We start from the raw sequence: 19,338 nt of genomic DNA, 5'->3' as shown, positions 1-19,338 counted from the left end.
GCACGCGTCGTCAGCGCATCAGCCAGAGGGATTGGCCGAAGCTGCTCAGGGGGCCGTGAAAATGGGTCACCAGAACGATCGCCCAGAGCGTGCACAGTACTGTGGCGAGGCTGAGGAGGATGACCTCCCCGGATTCACGCCCAGATTCGCGAAAGTGCCGGCTCGGGCTGGCCACGACCTCTCGGTTGCGCTTGGAATGACGATCCGTCATTGCGTCTCCTAATCGGGTTGGCTTCGTACGAGGCGCCGCAAGGCCCGGGCCAAGCCGGCCGTGGCCCCGTCTCTCCGCCCCAATCCTCGCGGGCTCGTGACCGCTCGAACCCTCGGAACGTCAACGGTGTCCGACTCATCCCTGCTGCTCTACCCCGACCCGCGCCTGCGTCTGGTTGCGGCGCCCGTCGAGCACTTCGACGATGGACTCGAGGGGGCCGTGCGGGACCTCGAGGCCGTGATGCGGGCGGTCTCGGCCCTCGGCCTGACGCTCCCCCATATCGGCCGCCTCCAGCGCGTGGTGACCCTGCGCATGGAGCCGGGCGATCCGATCACCGTCTATGTCAACCCTGAGATCGTCTGGGCGTCACCCGAAATCGGACCCCAGACCGAGGGCAGCGTCTCGATGCCGGGCATCATGGACGTGGTCGAGCGCGCCGCCGAAGTCCGGGTGCGATACCGCGATCTGTCGGGCGACGTGCGCGAGGAGGAGGCGGAGGGGTTCCGCGCCGCCTGCCTCCAGCACGAGATCGACCAACTCGACGGCATCTTCTGGATCGACCGCCTCTCGCGGCTGCGCCGGGACCGGGCGATCAAGCGCTTCGCCAAGCTGCGGCGCGTCGAGGGCTGAGCGCCATTCCCCTTCCCCCGGTGGTGCCCTAGAATCCGCGAGGTTCGTCGCGGCCGAGCGAAACGGCATCGCGACAGGGATGCCAGATGTCTCCGCTTCGCTTCCTCGGGCTCGTCCCGCTCCTCGCGGCCTGTATGCCGGCCGTGGCATCCGCCGCTCCGGCCCCGAACCCGATCATCGGGTGTCCCTCCCTGGTCAACCTGCGCATCCTCTTGCGACAGACCAAGTCGGACATACCCGCCGCGGCGGCGCTGCTGGGCAGTGACGGCACGGACCACCTGGGCTGCACGGTACTCGCGCGCGAAGCGGTGACGGCCCTTCAGGAACACCTGACGCTGAACGGCAACGCCTATGACTGCCTCACCCTGCGCAGTACCAGCGTCTGCCACTGGGTCGTGGCCGGCGCGGTGAACCTCAGCGAAGCTCCGCCGAAGGCGCGTGGCGACAAGGGCCGACCGACCGAGAAAGCGGCCCCCGAGAAGGCGCCCGCGCAGGAGAAGGCACGTCGATGAGGACGAGAATTCCGGTGATCCTGAGCGCGATCCTAGCGGCGACGTCAACTCGTGCAGAGGCGCCCGCGGTGATCGCCTGCGAAACGCTGGTGTCGCTGCGTGTCCTCATGGCGGCCGGAGGGCATGATGCCATGGAGGGCGTCCTGCCCCGGCATCCAGGCTGCCGGACAATTTCCAGGGATCGCATCGGAGCGCCCGAACACCGGGCGATGGTGGGCGGGGCACCCTTCGAGTGCCTCGCGGTGGCCGGCGAAAAGGACTGCGCCTGGGTTGTCCCCTGAGCCGCCTGGGGCCTTGGTCGACCCCAGGGTGAAGCGGATCAGACGCTCAAGGGGGCGCCGATGCGAGCGCGCAGCACGTGCCGGAGATTCTCGTTGGCGGAGGCGTCCGCGTCGAGGGCCGCCATCAGGCGCAGCAGCCGGCTGATCGGCGTCGTGCGGTCCTGGACCGCCGACTGGATCTGCACCTGGAGCGGCGGCTGCTCGCCAATACACTCCGACTTCAGGTTCGTTTGGGCCGGCTGGGGCATGGTCCGCGGATCCGAGACGTGATCATGCGCGATCACGGGCGGCTCGCTACGCCATCGGATGCGCCCACGCCAGAGTTTTTTGCCATCTATCCATAGCCGGCACGCAATCCTGCCCTGCGGGCGGGATGAAATACCCATTCCTGTGGACGATCCGCGCGACTTAAACGGCCAGGGGCGAATCGCCGAAGCTGGCGTGAAGATCCTGAGGGTCCTGGTAGATCGCGATGCAGCCAGCACCCTTGAGGTCCGGCTCGGGGAAACCGCCACACCGCACGCCGATGGTGCGCAGCCCGGCCCGCATGGCCGCCTCGGCGTCGTAGGGCGTATCGCCGATCACCAGGACAGCATCCGGCGCGATCGGCGCGAGCTTCTTGAGCGCCGCCTCGAAAATGTCCGGGAACGGCTTCGAGCGCTCCACGTCGTCGGAGCTCACGACGGCATCCACGAGACCCGTGATACCCAGCAGTTCCTGATAATGCTCGACCTCCTCGGCCTTGCCGGAGGAGCCCAGCGCCACGGTGAGACCCTGCGCGCGCAGGTATCGGAACAGTTCGGGGACGCCCGCGAAGGGCTTCACCCGAGACAGGTAATCGCGCTTGAACAGGTCGGAACGGTAGGCTTCGATCTGCTTGCCCTCCCGTTCCACGCGCTCCGCGTCGAGGAAGACCGGCAGCAGCTGTTCGCCGCCCTTGCCGATCTGGCTGCGCGCATCGGCGTGGGACACCGCGACGCCGAAATGCGCGAACGCGTCGACCCAGGCCTGGGCATGCAGGTCCACGCTGTCGAGCAGCGTTCCGTCGATATCAAAGATCACCGCCTGGACGGTCTTTGCCATGGTCTGATCCCGAGCCCTGTACGGTGCTGCCCGGGCAAACGGCCGGTGCGTCCTGCTGTTCCGACGTCAGCCGATCAGCGCGGGAAGATGTGGAGGCCGTCGTCGGGCAGGAGATTGCGGGCGGGGCCGCCCGTCTGCTGGCCGCGTCCCTGCTGATAGTAAGGCAATTCGGGGCGGCGGTCGTTGTCGCTGCCGGAATCGTATTCCCAGTTGCGGCTCCAGGGCGCGCGGCCGCCGACGCCCCCGGTGGCATCCACGTCGAGGACCAGGGGCGCGCCGCGATACGCAGGGCCCGCCACCGCGCCGATGGGCAATCCCGCCAGGCTGACGGCCAGAAGGGTGGAGATCGTGGTCCTCATGGGAGCCTCTCGCGGATCGACGGGCGCGCCGCCATCAAGGGTGGCCGCGCCGAATCACTCTGCGCCGACAACGGCCAAGGTGCTGCTTCGTTCCGGGACGGGACAAGCCGCAGGGGCCAACGGAAAAGCCCGCGCCTCGGGTCTCGAGGCAGCGGGCTTTGCAGATTCGATTCGACGTGATCGGCGAAGGCCGCCGCGCGTCCGCGCGCCGAGACCTTCGCCAGACGGGCAAGCCTAGTGGACGCTGGCGACGGCCTCGGCGCGCGGACGCGCGGCGGCCTTCGGTGCCCGGGCCTTGGCGGCCGGCTCGGCCTTCACCGAAGGGGTCTTGCCGGCGGGGGGCTTGGCCGCGACCGACTTCGCAGACTTTGCCGGCTTCGGCGTGACGTCGGCCGAGGCCTTGGCGGCGGCGGACTTCACCTTGGTCTCGACCGTCGCGGTCACGCTGCGGGTCCGGCTCGGCTTCGCCTTCAGCGACTCAGCGAGAACCTGGGCGGGGCTCGGCGCGAGCGTGATGTCCGGCGCGGCGGTCTGGACATGCAGGGGCGCCGGGGTCAGGCTCGCCTGCAACTCCGTCTCGGCCTGAAGCCAATGGGCCTCGGCCCGGCCAAAGATGCGGCCTTCGCCCTCCCAGATAAAATAGGCGCGTTCCCGCACCTGTTGCTCGCGTTGAGTCATCACACGCTCCTTGTCCTTGCGGTCCGATCGTTCGGCCAAAGGATGAAAGCTCGTGGTTAAGAGGTGGTTAAGGAACTCCGGCGCTATCGCTTCGACAGGCGGCGGACATTCGCCCTGACCTTGCGCCGGTAACCGGCCACGACGCGGGACGTGGAACCGCCCGTGGCGATGAGCAGGGCGGCCTCGTTGGCCGCCATGATCTTCTCGGTGACCATCCGCTGCGCCTCGGCCTGTGCGGCGCTGCCGCCGAGCGAGAACATCGCCAACCGCATCCCGATCACCTGCTGCGATTCCATGGCGAGCAGCGTCGCGTCCATGCTGAGCTTCAACCACGAACCGAACATGCAGGGGGATTCCGAAGGTGGTATGGCGGGAGGGCGATGCCGGGCAGCCCGCGTCCGTCGCGGCGCGGGCTGCATCTTGGGAGAGATCGGCCGGCCAGGCGATCTTCAGTCGAACAGACGGTTCTTGGCGCCGGAGCCGCCGAGGCTGATCTTCTTCGTGCCCGAGCCGCCGAGGCTGATCTTCTTGGGCGGCGCGGCGGCCGGGCTCGGCGTCGCGGGCCGGGCGGGCTTGAGGCGGGACTGGCCGTAGACGACCGAGCCGATCTCGTCGGCGACCCGGACGAGGTCCTCGCGCTCGCATTCCCGCGCCACGCGCAGGCCGAGTTGGTGCATGTGGCTCTTGCCGTAGAGGTAGACCGCGAGGCGCGCCCGCGTGGTCGTCGACATCGCCGCCAGGATCTCCGGCAGATCGTCGGCGTCGGCCCGGTAGACCTGTCCGAGGAGATCGAGGGAAACCGGGCAGTCCGGATCGGGAACGGCGCCACTGGTCGGGTGGGACTGCGTCATGGGGCGTCTGCCTGTGCGAGGGGCTGGATCGGTGCGGCCGGGGGACCGGCCGCGGGGGTGGCGACGCCGTCCGCGGGCGGGGCGGACGGGCTCGGTGGGAGCTGCGCTGGGACGGGCTCTGCCGGGCGCGATACCGGAATGCAGCCCGTGCAGACCGACGCGATGGCGATCCGGGACCGCGCCTCGGCACGCTGCCAAACCGCTTCGCTGCGCGCCCGGGCTGCCCGGATGATCTCCTCATCCGAGGAACCCGCACTGCCGAGACCGGCGGGCGTATCCCCCGCCGGGCGGATGCGCAAGAACAATGGCTCCTGCGCCGAGGCGCCATCGACCGTCCCGATGGTCGACACGATGGCAAGCACGAATACGGCGATCGCCGGAGCGGGGCGGATGGGATGCGGCATCGGCTCCTCGGCAGGATCGGCGGTGGGGCGCTCCCAGGGAGCGTGAGGAGAGATGAAGCTTTCCCGGAACAGGGTTAACACGACCTGAAGCGAACGCGATGCCGCAGCGGCACGGCGTCGGATCGACGGCGTGTTGCGCTGCACCTAGACGCGGCGCCATGGAACCGAACGTCTACCTCCTCATGGCGGCCGCCCTCGCCTATTCCGGCTACATGCTGATCGCAATGCGGTCCTGATCCCGTTTCAGCGGGAATCGTCCTTGTCGATCACCGCGCAGGCGGTGACCGGGCTCCCGCTGGAATTCGACAGCGAACAGGTGACCAGGGCGTTGCCCGCATCGACGTTGCTGTGCCGCGTCGTCACGGCGGCCTCGCGGGCCTTCTGCCCGGCCGCCGCGATCACGTCGGCCGCGATCCCCGTGGTGGCATGGCCGGCGCGGCCGAACAGCGGGAAATAGGCCTCCGGCAGGGGCGTGCCGCGGAACTGCACGCCCACGGCGGAGAGCTGCCCGCACGCCAGCGTCATCCCGATGCCGTCGCTCGCCTTGAGTTCGGCGAAGTCCGCCGTCCGCTTCACGAGGGTCGCCTGGGTGCCGGCGACCACCCGATCGATCAGATCGCCGCAGGCATCCGCTCGGGCGGGACCGGAGAGGGCGAAGAGCCCGGCGACGAGGCCGGAGGCGAGGATGAGCGCGCGCATGAGCCATCACCTAAGGGCCGTGCGCGCTTTGTCGAGCTTGGGCCCGTTCAGAGCCGCTTGCGCGGCGGGCGCGGACGCCGGAACACGCCCACCACCTCGACATGCCCCGAATAGGCGAACTGATCGATCGGCGTGACCGTCTCCAGGGTGTAGCCGCCGGCGATCAGCGTGGCAGCATCGCGGGCGAACGTACCGACGTCGCAGGCGACCCCGATGACCAGGGGCACCTTCGATTCGGCGATCCGCGTCGCCTGGGCGCCCGCACCCGCCCGGGGCGGATCGAACACCACGGCGTCGTAGGTCTCGAGTTCGAGGGGCAGCAGCGGCCGCCGGAACAGGTCGCGCCGCTCGGTGGTGACCTGACGCAGGCCCGGTACGGCGCGGACCGCCCGGTCGAGGCTCGCGAGAGCGGCGGCCTCCCCCTCCACCGCGTGCACGTCGCGGGTGCGCGCCATCGCGAGGGTGAAGGGCCCACTGCCGGAAAACAGGTCGACCACGCGCTTGGTCTTCTTGTCGAGGGCGGCCACGACGGCCTCGGCCAGCACGGCCTCGCCGGCCGCCGTGGCTTGGAGGAACCCCCCGGCCGGCGGCACCAGCCGCAGGCCCGAGGTCGTGATCGCGGGCGCCCGGCGCTCCACCAGAACCTCCCCGTGAAGGCTGAGCCGGGCAAGGTCGAGGTCGCTCGCCAGCCGCACCAGAGCGGCGCGCACGCCCTCCGCGGCCGGCCCGTGGCCGCGGATGTCCACGTCGAGCCCGGCCTCGGTGGCCGTGAAGCCCACGTCGAGGGGCTTGCGGCCGTGCCCGAGGGGGGCACTCAGCGCCTCCGCGACGGCGGGCGCCCGGTGCAGGTCCGGCACGGTGATGGGGCATCGGTCGATCGCGACGAGGTCGTGGCTGCGGGCGGCCATGAGCCCGGCCTCGGCCCGGCCGTCCCTGGCGCGCACGTGCAGCGTGAGGCGTCGGCGGCCCTCCCCGCGCGCGTCGACCAGCGGCGCCGGTTCCACGGCGAGGTGCGCCTGGGACAGCGCCTGGACGAGTTGGCCGTGCTTCCAGGCCGCGTAGGGCTCCGGCGCGAGGTGCTGCACGGCGCAGCCGCCACAGGTCCCGAAATACGGGCAGAAGGGGTCGATCCGCTCCGGCGATGCGCGCTCGACGGCGACGAGTTGCGCCCGCACGCCCGCACGCCGCACCGTGACGCGCTCGCCCGGCAGCGCCAGCGCCACCGCGGTGCCGTCCTCGGCCATGCCGTCGCCCCGCGCGCCGAGGCGGCGGATCTCCAGGGTTTCGGTCGGGACAATTTCGGTCGGGGTTTCGGTCATGGTCGGGAATCCAGGCGCGCCCCGATCAGGAACTCGCGGTTGCCGTCGCCGCCGGTGACGGGCGACGGGATCAGGCCGAGGATCGTCATCCCCGAACCGGCGATGAAGGCGGATAGCGCGTCGCAGATCTCGGCGTGGATCTCCGGGTCGCGCACGATCCCGCCCCGGCCGATCCGTTCGCGTCCCGCCTCGAATTGCGGCTTGATCAACGCCGCGAGGACGGCCCCCGGGGCCAGCAGGGGCAGGATCGCCGGCAGAACGAGGCGTAGCGAGATGAAGCTCACGTCGATCGCGCAGAGGGCCGGCGCGATCGGGATCGCATCCCGGTCGAGGCTGCGGGCGTCTCGACCTTCCAGGGAGGTCACGCGCGGGTCGCCCCGCAGCGTGGCGTGGAATTGCTCGCGCCCGACATCCACGGCGTAGACATGCGCGGCTCCCCGCGTGAGCAGCGCATCGGTGAAGCCGCCGGTGGACGCCCCGACATCGAGGCAGACCAGGCCCGCCGGATCGATCCCGAACGAATCGAGGGCTGCCACCAGCTTGAGGCCGCCCCGTGAGACGAAGGGGTGCGGCGCGCGGGCGCTGATGCGCGCGTCGCGGGCCAGAAGGTCGGAGGGGCGCGTCACCGGACGGTCGTCGGCCTGCACGAGGCCTGCCGCGATGGCCGCTTGCGCCCGTGCCCGCGTCTCGAAATGACCCTGCTCGACCAGCAGCCGATCGGCCCTGAGCCGCTCCCGATTCATCGATACGCCCAACGAGACTGCCCGAACCCGGCCGTGGCCGGTGCCCTGCGCTACACCACAACGCCCGCGCGGCGAACGAAAATCGTGAAGATTTCGGTCGCCGAAGGCCGGAGCGCTGCTCCATACAGGACGGGAACGCGGCTGACTCCGCGCGGAACGGTTGCGCTCCCTCCGGTTTTCCCCGGTTCGCGGGCCGTTCGATCCATCGAGGCCGGCGGATCAGGCCGACGAGCAGGACGAGACATGGACGCGCCACGGGAAATCGAACTGAAACTGCAATGCGAGGGCGCCGACCTCGCCGAACTGGCCCGCCATCCGTTCCTGCATTCCGCGGAGCCCGAGCAATCGGCGTTCCTGACCTCGACCTACTACGACACCGCGGCGGGTGATCTGCGCACGGCCGGTCTCACCCTGCGGGTCCGCCGCGAGGGCGAGGCCTATCTCCAGACGGTCAAGGCCGCCTCGACCGGAGCCGGCCTGTTCGATCGGTCCGAATGGGAGGGGCCTGTCGACGATGCGCAGCCCGATCTCGCGCGACTGACCGACACCCCGGTGCCGGCCCTCCTCGACGCGGCGTCCGACCCGACCCTGGTGCCGCTGTTCTCCACCCTGGTGGAGCGCCGGAGCCGCGCGATCGCCTACGGGGCCTCGCGCATCGCGGTGGCATTCGACCAGGGCCGGATCGAGACGCCGAACGGTGACGCGCCTCTGTGGGAGCTGGAGCTCGAACTGGCGGAGGGCCGGCCGGAGGATCTTTTCACCCTGGCGCAGGCCCTGGCTGAGACCGTCCCCCTGCGCCTAGGCGCCCTGAGCAAGAGTGCCCGCGGCTTCGCCCTCGTCGACGGCACATTCCGGCGCCCGAGCAAGGCTGGCCCCGTGCAGCTCGCGCCAAAGGACACGGCGGGCGACGCCTTCCGGGCGATCGCCCAGGCCTGCCTCGGGCAGCTGCGCCGGAACGAGGACGTGTTCCTGCACAACCACGATCCGGAGGCGCTGCACCAACTGCGCGTCGCCCTGCGTCGCCTGCGTTCGGCCTTCACGCTGTTCAAGCCGGTGCTCGCCCAGGATTCGACGGCCGCACACCTGCGGACCGAGATCAAGCGCGTGACCGACCCGTTCGGGCATGCGCGCAACCTCGACGTCTTCCTGGCCGAGACGTTGCCGGCGGAGATCGCCAAGCGTCCCGACGAGCCCGGCCTGGAGGACCTGCAGGCCCGCCTCGAGGCCGAGCGGACTCGCGCTTACGACGCGGTGCTCGCCATCCTCGAATCGCAGGAATGGCGCAGCCTGATCCTCGACCTCGCCGGCTGGCTGGAGAGCGGCGCGTGGCGCACGCTGCAGGACGCGACCGAGCGTGACAGGCCCGCCGAGGCTTATGCGGCGGACGTACTGGACCGCGCCCGCAAGCGCATCGCCAAGCGCGGACGTCACCTCGACCGTCTCGATCCGGAGGCGCGCCACGAGGTCCGGATCGAGGCGAAGAAGCTGCGCTACGGCGCCGATTTCTTCGCGAGCCTCTTCGCGGACAAGAAGGCACGCAAGCGCCACAAGGCCTTCGCGGCGGCTCTGTCTGACCTGCAGGACCACCTCGGCGCCCTGAACGATCAGGCCACCGCCCACACGGTGCTGGCCAGCCTCGTCGTCTCGCCGGATCATCCCCCGGTGGCGAGCGAGACGCTGTTCGCGGCGGGTCTGGCGGCCGCCGACAACGAGGCCGATGCACGCAAGCTCCTCAAGGCCGCCGCCGAGGCCCATGGCGACCTCATGGACGTGAAGCCGTTCTGGCGCTGACGGCTCGGTGACGCGTAGCTCTCAGCCCCGGGGGCTGAGGGCATAGAGGGTGATGGCGGCGGCGTTCGAGACGTTGATGCTGCGGATCTCGCTGCTGAACGGGATGCGGGCCAGCACATCGCAATTGTCGCGGGTGCGCTGGCGCAGGCCCTTGCCCTCGGCGCCCAGCACGATCACCGCCGGCCGCTTCGGACCGATGCTGTCGAGGGCGGTATCGGCGTCCGAGTCGAGGCCGATCCGGGTGAAGCCGCGCTTACCGAGATCGACCAGGGCATCCGACAGGTTGCGCACCACGATCAGGGGGACGTGCTCCAGGCCGCCGGAGGCGGATTTGGCGAGGACGCCGGTTGCATTCGGCGAATGCCGGGCTGTGGTGATGATGCCCGCGACCCCGAAGGCGGCGGCCGTGCGCACGATGGCGCCGACATTGTGGGGATCGGTGATCTGGTCGAGGGCCAGAAGCAGAACGTCATCGCCCAGGTCGTCGAGGTCCGGCCCCGGCAGCGGGTCGGCCTCGAGGTAAAGGCCCTGGTGCACGGCGTCCGGCCCGAGCAGGGCGTTGATGGCGCTGGGACGCACCATCTCGGGGTCGATCCGCAGGGTGCCGATCTCCTCGGTGAGCCGCGCCATGGCGTTCTCCGTCGCGAGGAGGCGATGCAGCTTGCGCCCCTCGTTGGCGAGGGCCTGCGCCACGGGATGCCAGCCATACAGCACCACGTGGTCGCCGGAGGCGGCCGCGACGCTCGCGGCGCCGCGCTGGTTCTGGGCCGGCCCGCGCCGGAAGGGCCCGCGCGCGAAGCCGGGTTTGGTCGTCCTCGGGCCCGGCGGGCCGTCGCGTCGCGTCGTCATGAATTTCAAGTCCGCTGTCCGGCCGCCACGGAAAGGGCGGGCGCGCCGATGGAACTCCCGACAAACCGGCCGCGGCCAGGTTCGTCAAGCGGCAAACGAGTTGCCCGAACCCCGTTGCCCCGGCGAAGGAAGCCGCATATAGAACCCCTCGCCGCAGCAGCGCCCTTCGTCTAGCGGTCCAGGACGTCGCCCTTTCACGGCGAAAACACGGGTTCGATTCCCGTAGGGCGCGCCACAAAGCCTTAAGTGGCTGTGACGGCCGAAGCTTCAGAAATCAGTGTGCTTTCGGCTTTGTGCTCGTACCAAAATCGAGTGCAAACCGTGTCACGGCTCTCCTACGTTGTCCGTGTGCCGAGCGGGGTCTTCGCTTCCGCCGGGTGATCCCCCCTGCCCTCCGACCCCTGTTGCCCGAGCCTTTGCGCGGGAAGTCCGTGTGGAAGGTGAGTTTTCGCTCGATGGATTACGCCAGGGTGAAGAAGGCGCCCCCTCCGATCTGATCGCAATGCTCTGCGGACTTCGAGGCCGCCGAAAGGGCAAGGCGCGGCGAGGGGGCCCCGCCACCATCCTCCGTGCACCGAGCGGTCATGCCCGCGGTTGAGGAGGTTGTGGCTGACGAGTTGGCGCGTCTCCTCGTAGGGGATGCAAAAGAAGGCCGTCAGCCCTTCGATGCGACGGACCTCGGGGCCACCCCCGGCGCGGTCGGGCCGCCTCCAGACCGTTCCGCAGATCCTGTCAGGCGGGGGCGAGATATCCGGCGACCGCGGCGGCGAGGCCGACCGAGGCGTCGCGGATGTCGGGCACGGCGATGCACTCCCAGAGCGTGCCGCGCAGGAGCGGGCCCATCGCCCAGAGGGGCGCATCGGTCCCGCGCAGCCGCCCCTCCGGGGCCGCGTCGAGGCCGAGGCCGAACGGCCCGGGCCGGACGAGGCCGCGGGCCAGCAGGTTGCGCACCAGGGGGTCCCGCGTCTCGGCAAGGCGGCTGAAACCCGTGGCGTCCAAGATAGCCTGGACCGCGAGCGTGCAGGTGTTGCCGCCCCCGCGTGGCTGGAGCGTGACCAGGGCCCCGGCCGCGTCGTCCGCGACGGCGCGGATGCGCCCGGCCCGGAGGACCAGGGTGCCGCGCGCGATCTCCTGCGCGACGGTGTCGGCGGCCGGTGGCGCCGTGCGGTGGCGGTGCACGTCCCAGTACGGGCGCAGGTGGCGCAGGAAGCGCGCCTGCTCGGCCCGGGGCAGACCCGTCCAGAGTTCGTCCGTGATGGGGCGCAGGGCGTCGACCACGCTGCGCCAGTCGGTGCCGGCCCGGTGCGCGGCGGCGATCTCGGCGCGGCCCCAGGCGAGGAGCTTCCGGACAGAGGCGCGGGTCGCCGCGTCGAAGCACGGGCGCGGCCCGGCCGGCACCGGCGCGTGCGGTTTCGGCACGAGGCCCCGGCGGGACACGGCGACGATGCGACCGCCAAAGCCCTGGCGGCGCAGGGTCGCGACCGCATCCATCATGGTCAGGCCTGTGCCGACGATGAGTACGTCGCGGGCGGGATCGAGGTCGGTGAGCGCCCCGGCGTCCCAGGGATCGCGCTGGTGCCGGCTCTGCGCGGCGACGGGGCCGGGTAGGTTGCCCATGGCGAGGATCGCGGCCGAGACGGGACGGCGCGTGCCGTCCGCCGCGTGGGCGACGAGGCCGCCCGGGCGGGGCTCCAAGTCGCTCAGATTCTCGCGCACGACCCGCAGGCGCGCGCCGGCCCCCACCTCCAGGCGGGCGAGGTGCTCGGAGAGATAGCGCCCGTAGAGCCCCCGCGCCGCGAAGGTGCCGGCCGGCGTGCTGCGGATGCCGGCGCGCTCGGCCGCATCGAACGCCGTGCGGGCGAGCCAGTCCGCGAAGTCCTGCGGCCGCTCGGGATCGGCGCTCATCTGCGTCGCGCGCAGATTGAGCAGGTGGTCCGGGTTCGCTGTTCCGTAGGCGAGGCCCCGGCCGGGTGGATGGGCGCGCTCGTAGAGCAGCACCGAACGGTCGGGCGGCAGCGCGCGCAGCAACTGCGTCGCCGCCATCAGACCGCTGAAGCCGCCCCCCACCACCAGGACGGGATGGGGCCCCTCGATCGCTGTCATCGCGTGTGCTCCATGTCCGGTCGGTCCTGATCTGGCGCGTCCTGAGCTGCCGCGACCCTGATCGTCGATCCGTGGCGCGGCCCTCGGGAGCGTTCGTTATAGAGAACAAGACGACGGGGGGAAGGCGCTCCCGACATGGTCGTGCGGAGTATCTTGAATACGACAGAACGGTCATCGGGGGGTTAATACCCCTGAACCGCAAGATAATCCTCGTCGCTGACGCAAGCGTGAAAGACTATTCCCCGAGCGCTAGTTCTAAAAAAAGAACGTTCCCGTTGACTCGGGGTGCAGCCGGCGGGACGATGCGCGCGCTTTCTCCCCGGATGTTTTCGTCCCCGGGTCCCCTCCCCCGGTCACCTTCGAGCCGTCCCATCCCGACGTTTCCCGCATCCCATCAGCGCGACTCGGTCCTGCGCGACCTCGCCCGGCTCTTCGCCGAGCGGGCGGCCGGGCATGACCGCGCGGGGCGCCTCGCACAGGACAACATCGCGGATCTGCGGGCGGCGGGCCTGATGGGGCTGACCGTGCCGGAGCGTCTCGGCGGGGCCGGTGCCAGGCTGGCGCGGGCGGCCGAGGTCATCGGCACGCTCGCGCAGGGCGATCCCTCCACCGCCCTGGTGCTGACCATGCACCTCATCCAGCACGGGCTGATCCATCGGCGTGGGGCCTGGCCCCCTGCCCTCGCCGACCGGGTCGGGCGCGCAGCCGTGAGCGACGGCGCGCTCATCAACGCCCTCCGGGTGGAGCCCGAACTCGGCACGCCCGCGCGCGGCGGACGCCCCGCGACCGTGGCACGGGCGACCCCGGAGGGCTGGCGCGTCAGCGGGCGCAAGATCTACTCCACGGGCTGCGAGGCCCTGGCCTACGGCCTCGTCTTCGTGGCGACCGACGAGGCCGCGCCGCGCGTCGGCAATCTGCTGGTGCCGATGAACGCCCCGGGCCTGCGTATTGTCGAAACCTGGGACCACCTCGGTCTGCGTGCCAGCGGCAGCCACGACGTCGTCCTCGACGATGTCCTCGTGCCCGCCGACCATGCCGTGGATCTGCGCGCGCCCGAAGGCTGGGGCGCGCCCGATCCGGTCCAGCAGGCCTGGAACGCCGTGCTGCTCGCCGCCCTCTACGACGGGGTGGCGCGGGCGGCGCAAGACTGGTTCACGGCCTTCGCGCAGGAGCGCCGGCCGGGCAGCCTCGGCCAGAATCTGGCGGCCCTGCCCCGTTTCCAGGAGGCCGCGGGCGAGAACGCCCGGCTCCTCGCCCTCGACGCCCGCCTGATCCGCGCCCTCGCAGAGGAGACGGATCGCGGGCAGCCGCCCTCGGTGCAGGATTCCGGCTTCCTGAAGCTCACCGTGACGGAGAACGCCGTCGCGGTGGTGCAGCGCGCGGTGGAGCTTGCCGGCAATCCCGGCCTGTCGCGGGCCAACCCGCTGGAGCGGCACCTGCGCGACGTGCTGTGCGGGCGCATCCACTGGCCGCAGGGCGATGCCGTGCGCGCCGCCGCCGGCCGGGCCGCCCTCGGCCTCTGACCGAACCCTTGAGCGAAGGAGATCCCATGCGCTTTCCCAGCCCCGACGCGATCGAGTTCATCGGTTTCGCCGCCCCCCGCTACCAGTCGGAGACCCACGCGCCGGAAGGCCCGGCCATCGACCGGGATTACCTGCGCCTCATCGCCCAGGCCCACGAATGGGGCGGGTTCGACCGCATCCTGGTGGCGTTCTACGCCACCGCGCCCGACGCGCTCCTGCTCTCGGCACAGATCGCGGCGGTGACGGACCGCATTGGCCTGATGATCGCCCACCGAACCGGCTTCACCGCCCCGACCGTGGCTGCGCGCCAGTTCGCGACCCTCGACCAGCTCACGGGCGGGCGCGTCGCCATCCACGCGATCAGCGGCGGCGACGACCGCGAGCTCGCCCAGGACGGCGACCACCTCACCAAGGACCAGCGCTACGCCCGCACCGACGAGTTCCTGACGATCGCCCGTCAGGTCTGGACCGCCGCGAGTCCCTTCGATTTCGCCGGCGCGCATTACCGGGTTGAGCGTGCCTTCTCCGAGGTGAAGCCGGTCGATGCGCGCGGCATCCCGGTCTTCTTCGGCGGCGCTTCACCCGCCGCCATCGCAGTAGCGGGCCGCCACGCCGACACCTACGCCCTCTGGGGCGAGAGCCTGGATCAGGTTCGCGAGGCGATTCGGACGGTCCGCGCGGCGGCGGCCCCGCACGGGCGCGACCCGCGCTTCAGCCTGTCGTTCCGGCCGATCCTGGCCGACACCGAGGAGGCCGCCTGGGCGCGGGCGGAGGACATCCTGGCCCGCACCCGCGCCACCCGGGCCGCGCAGGGGCTCGGGCCCGCGGCCGCTCCGCAGAACGAGGGCTCACGCCGGCTGCTGGCGGCGGCCGCGCAGGGGAACCGCCTCGACGCGCGCCTCTACACCGCCATCGCGCGGGAGACCGGGGCCTCGGGCAACTCCACGGCCCTCGTGGGCACGCCCGAGCAGGTCGCCGAAGCCTTGCTGGCCTATCACGACCTCGGGGTGCGCACCTTTCTGATCCGTGGCTTCGACCCGCTGGAGGACGCCATCGCGTATGGCCGCGACCTCATCCCGGCCGTCCGCCGGCTGCTGGCCCGGCGCGGCTCCCGAGCGGAGGCGGCGTGATGCGGTTCCGCCGCGCGGTCCTCGCGCTCCTCGCCCCGACTCTCTTGGCCCTGACCGGGCTCGCTCGCGCCGACGAGACGGTGTTGCGCGTCGGCGACCAGCGCGGCAACGCCCGCGCGCTGATGGAGGCGGCCGGCGTGCTGGCCGACCTGCCCTACCGCCTCGACTGGAGCGAATTTCCCGCCGCCGCCCCGCTGCTGGAAGCGCTCAATGCCGGGGCGATCGATGCCGGCGGCGTGGGCGACGCGCCCTTCACCTTCGCGGCCGCCGCCGGGGTGCCGGTGAAGGCGTACCTCGCCTTCCGCAACCGGCAGGACGGCCTCGCGATCCTGGTCGGAAAAGATTCGCCGATCCGGGCCGTCTCCGACCTGAAGGGGAAGAGCATCGCCACGAATCGCGGCTCCATCGGCCATCAGGTCGTGCTCGCGGCGCTGGAAGAGGCGGGCCTGCCGGCGAGCGCCGTGACCTTGCGCTTCCTGCCGCCGGCGGATGCCAAGATCGCCCTCGCCAGCGGCAGCGTCGACGCCTGGGCGACCTGGGAGCCCTACACCTCCACCGCCGAGCTCGCCGGCCTCGCCCGGGTGGTGCGCGACGGCAACGGCATCACCCCGGGCCTGAGCTTCGCGGTGGCGAGCGATGCGGCGCTCAAGACCAAGCGGGCGCAGCTCGCCGATTTCGGCCGGCGCCTCGTGGCGGCGCGGGACTGGGCCCTGAAGGACCCCGCCCCCTACGCCGCCGTCTGGTCGAAGCTGATCGGCCTGCCCGAGGCGGTGCCCCTGCGCTGGTTCGCGCGGGCCCAGTACCGCGCCGTGCCGGTCGACGACGCCGTGATCGCCGACGAGCAGCGCAACATCGACCTCTACGTGCGCGCCGGCCTCATCCCGGCGGCCCGCGCGCCGAAGGCCGAGGCGATCCTCGATCGCAGCTTCGAACCGGGCGCGGCTGCGGTACGATAGGCCGCAACCCCCAGCGCGAGAGGCGATCCATGCACGGCGACCACGACCATCCCCACCCGCACGACGATCATGCCCACCACCCCGACGACCACGCGCACGCGGCCCCGGCCGAGCGCTGGAAGCACGACGGCGTGCGGGTGATCCCCGGCGACAAGCTCGACGCCAACACGCCCCAGACGCCGGGCATGTTCCGGCAGGCGGCGATCAACCATGCCCGCGTCGGCGCCCAGAAGATCTGGGCCGGCACCGTGGCGATCGCCCCGGACGCCAAGACCGGCGTCCACCACCACGGTGCCCTGGAGAGCGTGATCTACGTGGTCTCGGGCCGCGCCCGGATGCGCTGGGGCGACCGGCTCGAATACGTGGCCGAGGCCGGCCCCGGCGACTTCATCTTCGTGCCGCCGTTCGTGCCGCACCAGGAGATCAACGCCGATCCGGACCAGCCCCTGAACTGCGTGCTGGTGCGCTCCGACAACGAGGCCGTGGTGGTCAACATCACCGATGTCGAGCCCGTCGAGCGGCCCGAGACCGTCCACTGGGTCGACCCGATCCACAAGCATCCCTGACGAGACAAGACGCCATGATTCATCGCCGCCACGCCCTGCGCGCCGCCGCCGGCTTGAGCCTCCTCGCTTTGGTGCCCGACGCCGGGTGGGCCGCCGATGCGGACAGGCTCCGCATCGGTTTTCAGAAATCCTCGACCCTGATCGCCCTGCTCAAGGAAGATGCCGCCCTGGAGAAGGCCCTGGCGCCCCTCGGCGTTACGGTCTCCTGGCACGAGTTCACCAGCGGCCTGCCGATCATGGAGGCGTTGAACGCCGGGCAGATCGACGTGTCGGCGGATGTCGCCGACACCGTGCCGATCTTCGCCCAGGCCGCCCAGGCGCGGATCACATACATCGCCCAGGAGGCGGCCTCGCCGACGGCGCAGGCGATCCTGGTCGCGGCCGATTCGCCGATCCGGTCGGTGGCCGACCTGAAAGGCCGCAAGGTGGCGGTGACCAAGGGCGCCGGCAGCCACTACCTGCTGCTGGCGGCTCTCGCAGCGGAGAAGCTCTCCTTCAAGTCGATTCAGCCCGCCTACCTCACGCCCTCGGACGGCCGCGCGGCGCTCGCCAGCGGCAGCGTCGAGGCCTGGGTCGCCTGGGACCCGTTCCTCTCTGCGGCCGAGCGGCAGACGGGCGCCCGGACCCTGCGCGACGGCACCGGCCTATCCCAGTACAAACGCTATTACCTGGCCTGCGCCGACTACGCGACGCGGCGCGCCGACGTGCTGGCGATCCTGTTCGGCAAGCTGCGCGAGACCGGCGCCTGGGTGAAGGCCGACCCGGAGGCCGCCGCCGCCCGCCTCGGCGCTCTGTGGAAGCTCGACCCGGCCATCGTCGCCCAGGCGAACGCCCGGCGCAGCTACGCCGTGGAGCCGGTGACCCGCGAAGGCCTCTCCGAGCAACAGACCATCGCGGACGCCTTCCGCACCGAGGGCCTGCTGCCCCGCCCCGTCGACGCCGCGGCGCTGCCGATCTGGGCGCCCCCGTCCCTCTGAAACGGCCGCCCCTCTGAACCGGAACCGCGGTCGCTGCCCTGCTCGCAGATTCGTCGTACGCAGCTTAGGCGACGGCCTGCGGGGCGAGAAGGCCCTCGACGAACCGCGTGGCCGGCCCCGACAGCGCGGAAAAATTGCGGGCGTAGAGGTTGAGGGCGCTCACCGCCCAGGCGTCGGTGAGTTCGGCCGCATGCCGGTGGCGCTCGCCGAGGGCCCGGAAGGCGCCCTCGGCCATCACGCCGATGCCGCATTCGATCATCCGGCCCATGGCCGAGAGGCTGGCGGCCTCGACCCGCTGGCGCAGGGCGCGCCGGGCTTCGCGGGCGACGCGGTTGAGATGGATCTGCACCGTGCTGCTGCCGCGGATGCCGACCCTTCACGCGTTAACGGCTGACCCGGTGGCGTGGTTGATCGCCCATGCCGGAATCGGCGCATGAGCCGGCCGCACGGACCCGATCAAGCGCTCAATCCCGCGATCATCCGGATGAGTTCGGCCTGCGTGCGGGCGCCACATTTCCGGAAGACGTGCTTCAGGTGGGTCTTCACGGTCGAGCCCGCGACCCCGAGGGCGTCCGCGATGGCGTCGACGCCGGTCAGGCGCAACATCGCCTCGACCACCCGGATCTCGCTGGCGGTGAGGTGATGGCGCCGGGCGAACGATTCCAACGGACTGACGACGGCCTGTGACGGGGAGCGCACGAAGATCGCCGCGACCGCGCCCTGTGCGACGCCCGTGCTGCCGAGGCGTTCGTCGGAGAGCGGCAGGACCGTGGCCGTCCAATGGCCGTCGGCCGCGTCCGAGAGCGGGATCGCGTGGTCGTCGCCCGGATTTCCGTCGCGCTCGCCGATGGCGCGCAGATGCTCGAAGACGGCGCGGTCGGCGACGGTCGAGGTCGCCCGCACGCGCCCGCCGACCTCGCGAAGGAGGCGTCCCTCCTCGATCATCCGCCGGCCGCGGGCGTTGGCGAGCAGGAGGCGCCCGGTTTCGGAGACGAGGAGCACACCGGCCTCGACGTGGTCGAGCGCCCCGGTCAGCGCAGCCTCGCGCCGACGGCCGTTCACGAAGAGCCGACCGATCGCCACGGAGCGCAGGAGGTGTGGGGCGAGCAGGGCCATCCGGTAGCGGGCCGCCGGCTCCATCGGCTTACCCTGCCACTGGACCGTCAGGAAGGCGCCGCGGGTCGCGTCCCGCTCAAGGACGACGCCGAGGGAGTCCGTCATGCCCTGCGGCGCCAGCCATTCCCGATGGAAGCGGGTCCCCTGCATCTCCGCGTCGGGCACCATGTCGCTCGCCGAGACGACACCCCCAACGGGATGGAAGGCGAATGCGGGAAACAGCGGGTTCAGGGCGGCGTAGCGATCCTCGTAGAGCCGGGTGTAGTGCGGGTCGTCGTTGAACCGGAACAGGGTGTCGACGTCCGGCTTGAGTGCGTCGTGCCAGTACATCAGCGCCTGATCGCCGCCGACGAACAGGCAAACGCTCTCGATGGCGCCGGACCAGTCCTTCGGATCCACCGCGGCGTCGTAGATCCGCGCGATGACGGCGGAAAGGTCCGCGGGATCCGGTTCGTTCACGATCACCTCCGACAGGCACTACGGCGCGACAGGCCCTGGGTGGCCGAATTACAACACTGACGCCGCGCCGCTTCGCATCCTCCATTCGGTGGACGTCA

23 protein-coding genes and 1 tRNA gene are annotated in these 19,338 nt (G+C 71.2%); 9 read left to right on the top strand and 15 right to left on the bottom strand.

Annotation, left to right across the window (positions count from 1 at the left end; genetic code table 11):
• Window positions 1–10 precede the first annotated feature (10 nt).
• Window positions 11–211, bottom strand: coding sequence for a hypothetical protein (locus tag MKK58_RS20895; RefSeq protein ID WP_243914455.1), 201 nt, complete (start codon window positions 209–211; stop codon window positions 11–13).
• Between the two features lie 126 nt (window positions 212–337).
• Here MKK58_RS20895 and MKK58_RS20890 point away from each other — a divergent pair, with 126 nt between their 5' ends.
• A complete protein-coding gene (locus tag MKK58_RS20890; RefSeq protein ID WP_243914453.1) occupies window positions 338–841 on the top strand; it encodes a peptide deformylase in 504 nt (167 codons plus the stop codon).
• A gap of 86 nt (window positions 842–927) precedes the next feature.
• Window positions 928–1,353: a hypothetical protein gene (locus tag MKK58_RS20885; protein WP_243914452.1), complete on the top strand. Its 426-nt coding sequence runs from the start codon at window positions 928–930 to the stop codon at window positions 1,351–1,353.
• A 319-nt stretch (window positions 1,354–1,672) separates the two neighbouring features.
• On the opposite strand, the gene MKK58_RS20880 is transcribed toward MKK58_RS20885, so the two are convergent.
• The 10 genes from MKK58_RS20880 to MKK58_RS20835 form a co-directional block, all read right to left on the bottom strand.
• A complete protein-coding gene (locus tag MKK58_RS20880; RefSeq protein ID WP_243914451.1) occupies window positions 1,673–1,882 on the bottom strand; it encodes a hypothetical protein in 210 nt (69 codons plus the stop codon).
• A 160-nt stretch (window positions 1,883–2,042) separates the two neighbouring features.
• Window positions 2,043–2,717 carry an HAD family hydrolase gene (locus MKK58_RS20875; protein ID WP_243914450.1) on the bottom strand — a complete coding sequence of 225 codons (675 nt, stop codon included), beginning with the start codon at window positions 2,715–2,717 and terminating at the stop codon, window positions 2,043–2,045.
• Between the two features lie 74 nt (window positions 2,718–2,791).
• Window positions 2,792–3,076 carry a hypothetical protein gene (locus MKK58_RS20870; RefSeq protein WP_243914447.1) on the bottom strand — a complete coding sequence of 95 codons (285 nt, stop codon included), beginning with the start codon at window positions 3,074–3,076 and terminating at the stop codon, window positions 2,792–2,794.
• 234 nt (window positions 3,077–3,310) lie between these two features.
• Window positions 3,311–3,754 (bottom strand): DUF2934 domain-containing protein, encoded by a 444-nt coding sequence (locus tag MKK58_RS20865; RefSeq protein WP_243914446.1) that lies wholly within the window; start codon window positions 3,752–3,754, stop codon window positions 3,311–3,313.
• A gap of 83 nt (window positions 3,755–3,837) precedes the next feature.
• A complete protein-coding gene (locus tag MKK58_RS20860) occupies window positions 3,838–4,098 on the bottom strand; it encodes a hypothetical protein (RefSeq protein WP_238281508.1) in 261 nt (86 codons plus the stop codon).
• A gap of 105 nt (window positions 4,099–4,203) precedes the next feature.
• On the bottom strand, window positions 4,204–4,605 hold the full coding sequence (locus MKK58_RS20855; RefSeq protein WP_243914444.1) for a hypothetical protein: 402 nt from the start codon (window positions 4,603–4,605) through the stop codon (window positions 4,204–4,206).
• A complete protein-coding gene (locus tag MKK58_RS20850; RefSeq protein WP_243914442.1) occupies window positions 4,602–5,153 on the bottom strand; it encodes a hypothetical protein in 552 nt (183 codons plus the stop codon). Before MKK58_RS20850 ends, MKK58_RS20855 begins: the two co-directional genes overlap by 4 nt.
• Window positions 5,154–5,252: 99 nt before the next feature.
• Complete coding sequence (locus tag MKK58_RS20845) at window positions 5,253–5,708, bottom strand: hypothetical protein (protein WP_243914438.1); 456 nt, start codon at window positions 5,706–5,708, stop codon at window positions 5,253–5,255.
• Between the two features lie 47 nt (window positions 5,709–5,755).
• Entirely contained in the window at window positions 5,756–7,027 is a 1,272-nt protein-coding gene (locus tag MKK58_RS20840) for a class I SAM-dependent RNA methyltransferase (protein ID WP_243914437.1), read from the bottom strand.
• Window positions 7,024–7,770 carry a TlyA family RNA methyltransferase gene (locus MKK58_RS20835; RefSeq protein ID WP_243914436.1) on the bottom strand — a complete coding sequence of 249 codons (747 nt, stop codon included), beginning with the start codon at window positions 7,768–7,770 and terminating at the stop codon, window positions 7,024–7,026. The genes MKK58_RS20840 and MKK58_RS20835 overlap by 4 nt, the downstream gene beginning before the upstream one ends.
• A gap of 243 nt (window positions 7,771–8,013) precedes the next feature.
• On the opposite strand from MKK58_RS20835, the gene MKK58_RS20830 reads away from it, so the two are divergent.
• Window positions 8,014–9,561 (top strand): CHAD domain-containing protein, encoded by a 1,548-nt coding sequence (locus tag MKK58_RS20830; RefSeq protein WP_243914435.1) that lies wholly within the window; start codon window positions 8,014–8,016, stop codon window positions 9,559–9,561.
• 21 nt (window positions 9,562–9,582) lie between these two features.
• On the opposite strand, the gene rlmB is transcribed toward MKK58_RS20830, so the two are convergent.
• The gene (gene rlmB, locus MKK58_RS20825) at window positions 9,583–10,410 is read right to left on the bottom strand and encodes a 23S rRNA (guanosine(2251)-2'-O)-methyltransferase RlmB (protein ID WP_243914434.1); all 828 of its coding nucleotides are present in this window, start codon (window positions 10,408–10,410) and stop codon (window positions 9,583–9,585) included.
• 159 nt (window positions 10,411–10,569) lie between these two features.
• Here rlmB and MKK58_RS20820 point away from each other — a divergent pair.
• Window positions 10,570–10,645: transfer RNA gene (locus tag MKK58_RS20820), tRNA-Glu, on the top strand.
• 497 nt (window positions 10,646–11,142) lie between these two features.
• On the opposite strand, the gene MKK58_RS20815 is transcribed toward MKK58_RS20820, so the two are convergent.
• Entirely contained in the window at window positions 11,143–12,513 is a 1,371-nt protein-coding gene (locus MKK58_RS20815; RefSeq protein WP_243914433.1) for an FAD/NAD(P)-binding protein, read from the bottom strand.
• Window positions 12,514–12,815: 302 nt separating this feature from the next.
• Between MKK58_RS20815 and MKK58_RS20810 the strand changes: the two genes are divergently transcribed.
• From MKK58_RS20810 to MKK58_RS20790, 5 genes are read left to right on the top strand one after another with little or no spacing between them, the layout of a single operon-like run.
• Window positions 12,816–14,036 (top strand): acyl-CoA dehydrogenase family protein, encoded by a 1,221-nt coding sequence (locus MKK58_RS20810; protein WP_243914432.1) that lies wholly within the window; start codon window positions 12,816–12,818, stop codon window positions 14,034–14,036.
• A 26-nt stretch (window positions 14,037–14,062) separates the two neighbouring features.
• Window positions 14,063–15,166: an LLM class flavin-dependent oxidoreductase gene (locus tag MKK58_RS20805; RefSeq protein WP_243914431.1), complete on the top strand. Its 1,104-nt coding sequence runs from the start codon at window positions 14,063–14,065 to the stop codon at window positions 15,164–15,166.
• The gene (locus tag MKK58_RS20800; protein WP_243914430.1) at window positions 15,166–16,122 is read left to right on the top strand and encodes an ABC transporter substrate-binding protein; all 957 of its coding nucleotides are present in this window, start codon (window positions 15,166–15,168) and stop codon (window positions 16,120–16,122) included. The genes MKK58_RS20805 and MKK58_RS20800 overlap by 1 nt, the downstream gene beginning before the upstream one ends.
• A 29-nt stretch (window positions 16,123–16,151) precedes the next feature.
• Window positions 16,152–16,688 (top strand): cupin domain-containing protein, encoded by a 537-nt coding sequence (locus MKK58_RS20795; RefSeq protein WP_243914429.1) that lies wholly within the window; start codon window positions 16,152–16,154, stop codon window positions 16,686–16,688.
• A 14-nt stretch (window positions 16,689–16,702) separates the two neighbouring features.
• Window positions 16,703–17,665 carry an aliphatic sulfonate ABC transporter substrate-binding protein gene (locus MKK58_RS20790; RefSeq protein WP_243914426.1) on the top strand — a complete coding sequence of 321 codons (963 nt, stop codon included), beginning with the start codon at window positions 16,703–16,705 and terminating at the stop codon, window positions 17,663–17,665.
• 64 nt (window positions 17,666–17,729) lie between these two features.
• On the opposite strand, the gene MKK58_RS20785 is transcribed toward MKK58_RS20790, so the two are convergent.
• A complete protein-coding gene (locus MKK58_RS20785) occupies window positions 17,730–18,014 on the bottom strand; it encodes a hypothetical protein (protein ID WP_243914424.1) in 285 nt (94 codons plus the stop codon).
• Between the two features lie 107 nt (window positions 18,015–18,121).
• A complete protein-coding gene (locus MKK58_RS27010; RefSeq protein WP_243914422.1) occupies window positions 18,122–19,240 on the bottom strand; it encodes a helix-turn-helix transcriptional regulator in 1,119 nt (372 codons plus the stop codon).
• Window positions 19,241–19,338: the final 98 nt, after the last annotated feature.

The sequence above is a fragment of the Methylobacterium sp. J-078 genome, assembly GCF_022829285.1.
Classification (GTDB): Bacteria; Pseudomonadota; Alphaproteobacteria; order Rhizobiales; family Beijerinckiaceae; genus Methylobacterium.
The sequence above is the reverse complement of the archived record's forward strand: the minus strand, read 5'-3'. Positions and strand labels throughout refer to the sequence as shown.

What these genes read in the sequence shown, in the direction of transcription:
- MKK58_RS20895 (WP_243914455.1), bottom strand. Translation starts at nt 211, where the DNA reads ATGACGGATCGTCATTCCAAGCGCAACCGAGAGGTCGTGGCCAGCCCG.
- MKK58_RS20885 (WP_243914452.1), top strand. Translation starts at nt 928, where the DNA reads ATGTCTCCGCTTCGCTTCCTCGGGCTCGTCCCGCTCCTCGCGGCCTGT.
- MKK58_RS20880 (WP_243914451.1), bottom strand. Translation starts at nt 1,882, where the DNA reads ATGCCCCAGCCGGCCCAAACGAACCTGAAGTCGGAGTGTATTGGCGAG.
- MKK58_RS20875 (WP_243914450.1), bottom strand. Translation starts at nt 2,717, where the DNA reads ATGGCAAAGACCGTCCAGGCGGTGATCTTTGATATCGACGGAACGCTG.
- MKK58_RS20870 (WP_243914447.1), bottom strand. Translation starts at nt 3,076, where the DNA reads ATGAGGACCACGATCTCCACCCTTCTGGCCGTCAGCCTGGCGGGATTG.
- MKK58_RS20865 (WP_243914446.1), bottom strand. Translation starts at nt 3,754, where the DNA reads ATGACTCAACGCGAGCAACAGGTGCGGGAACGCGCCTATTTTATCTGG.
- MKK58_RS20860 (WP_238281508.1), bottom strand. Translation starts at nt 4,098, where the DNA reads ATGTTCGGTTCGTGGTTGAAGCTCAGCATGGACGCGACGCTGCTCGCC.
- MKK58_RS20855 (WP_243914444.1), bottom strand. Translation starts at nt 4,605, where the DNA reads ATGACGCAGTCCCACCCGACCAGTGGCGCCGTTCCCGATCCGGACTGC.
- MKK58_RS20845 (WP_243914438.1), bottom strand. Translation starts at nt 5,708, where the DNA reads ATGCGCGCGCTCATCCTCGCCTCCGGCCTCGTCGCCGGGCTCTTCGCC.
- MKK58_RS20840 (WP_243914437.1), bottom strand. Translation starts at nt 7,027, where the DNA reads ATGACCGAAACCCCGACCGAAATTGTCCCGACCGAAACCCTGGAGATC.
- MKK58_RS20835 (WP_243914436.1), bottom strand. Translation starts at nt 7,770, where the DNA reads ATGAATCGGGAGCGGCTCAGGGCCGATCGGCTGCTGGTCGAGCAGGGT.
- MKK58_RS20830 (WP_243914435.1), top strand. Translation starts at nt 8,014, where the DNA reads ATGGACGCGCCACGGGAAATCGAACTGAAACTGCAATGCGAGGGCGCC.
- rlmB (WP_243914434.1), bottom strand. Translation starts at nt 10,410, where the DNA reads ATGACGACGCGACGCGACGGCCCGCCGGGCCCGAGGACGACCAAACCC.
- MKK58_RS20815 (WP_243914433.1), bottom strand. Translation starts at nt 12,513, where the DNA reads ATGACAGCGATCGAGGGGCCCCATCCCGTCCTGGTGGTGGGGGGCGGC.
- MKK58_RS20810 (WP_243914432.1), top strand. Translation starts at nt 12,816, where the DNA reads ATGCGCGCGCTTTCTCCCCGGATGTTTTCGTCCCCGGGTCCCCTCCCC.
- MKK58_RS20805 (WP_243914431.1), top strand. Translation starts at nt 14,063, where the DNA reads ATGCGCTTTCCCAGCCCCGACGCGATCGAGTTCATCGGTTTCGCCGCC.
- MKK58_RS20800 (WP_243914430.1), top strand. Translation starts at nt 15,166, where the DNA reads ATGCGGTTCCGCCGCGCGGTCCTCGCGCTCCTCGCCCCGACTCTCTTG.
- MKK58_RS20795 (WP_243914429.1), top strand. Translation starts at nt 16,152, where the DNA reads ATGCACGGCGACCACGACCATCCCCACCCGCACGACGATCATGCCCAC.
- MKK58_RS20790 (WP_243914426.1), top strand. Translation starts at nt 16,703, where the DNA reads ATGATTCATCGCCGCCACGCCCTGCGCGCCGCCGCCGGCTTGAGCCTC.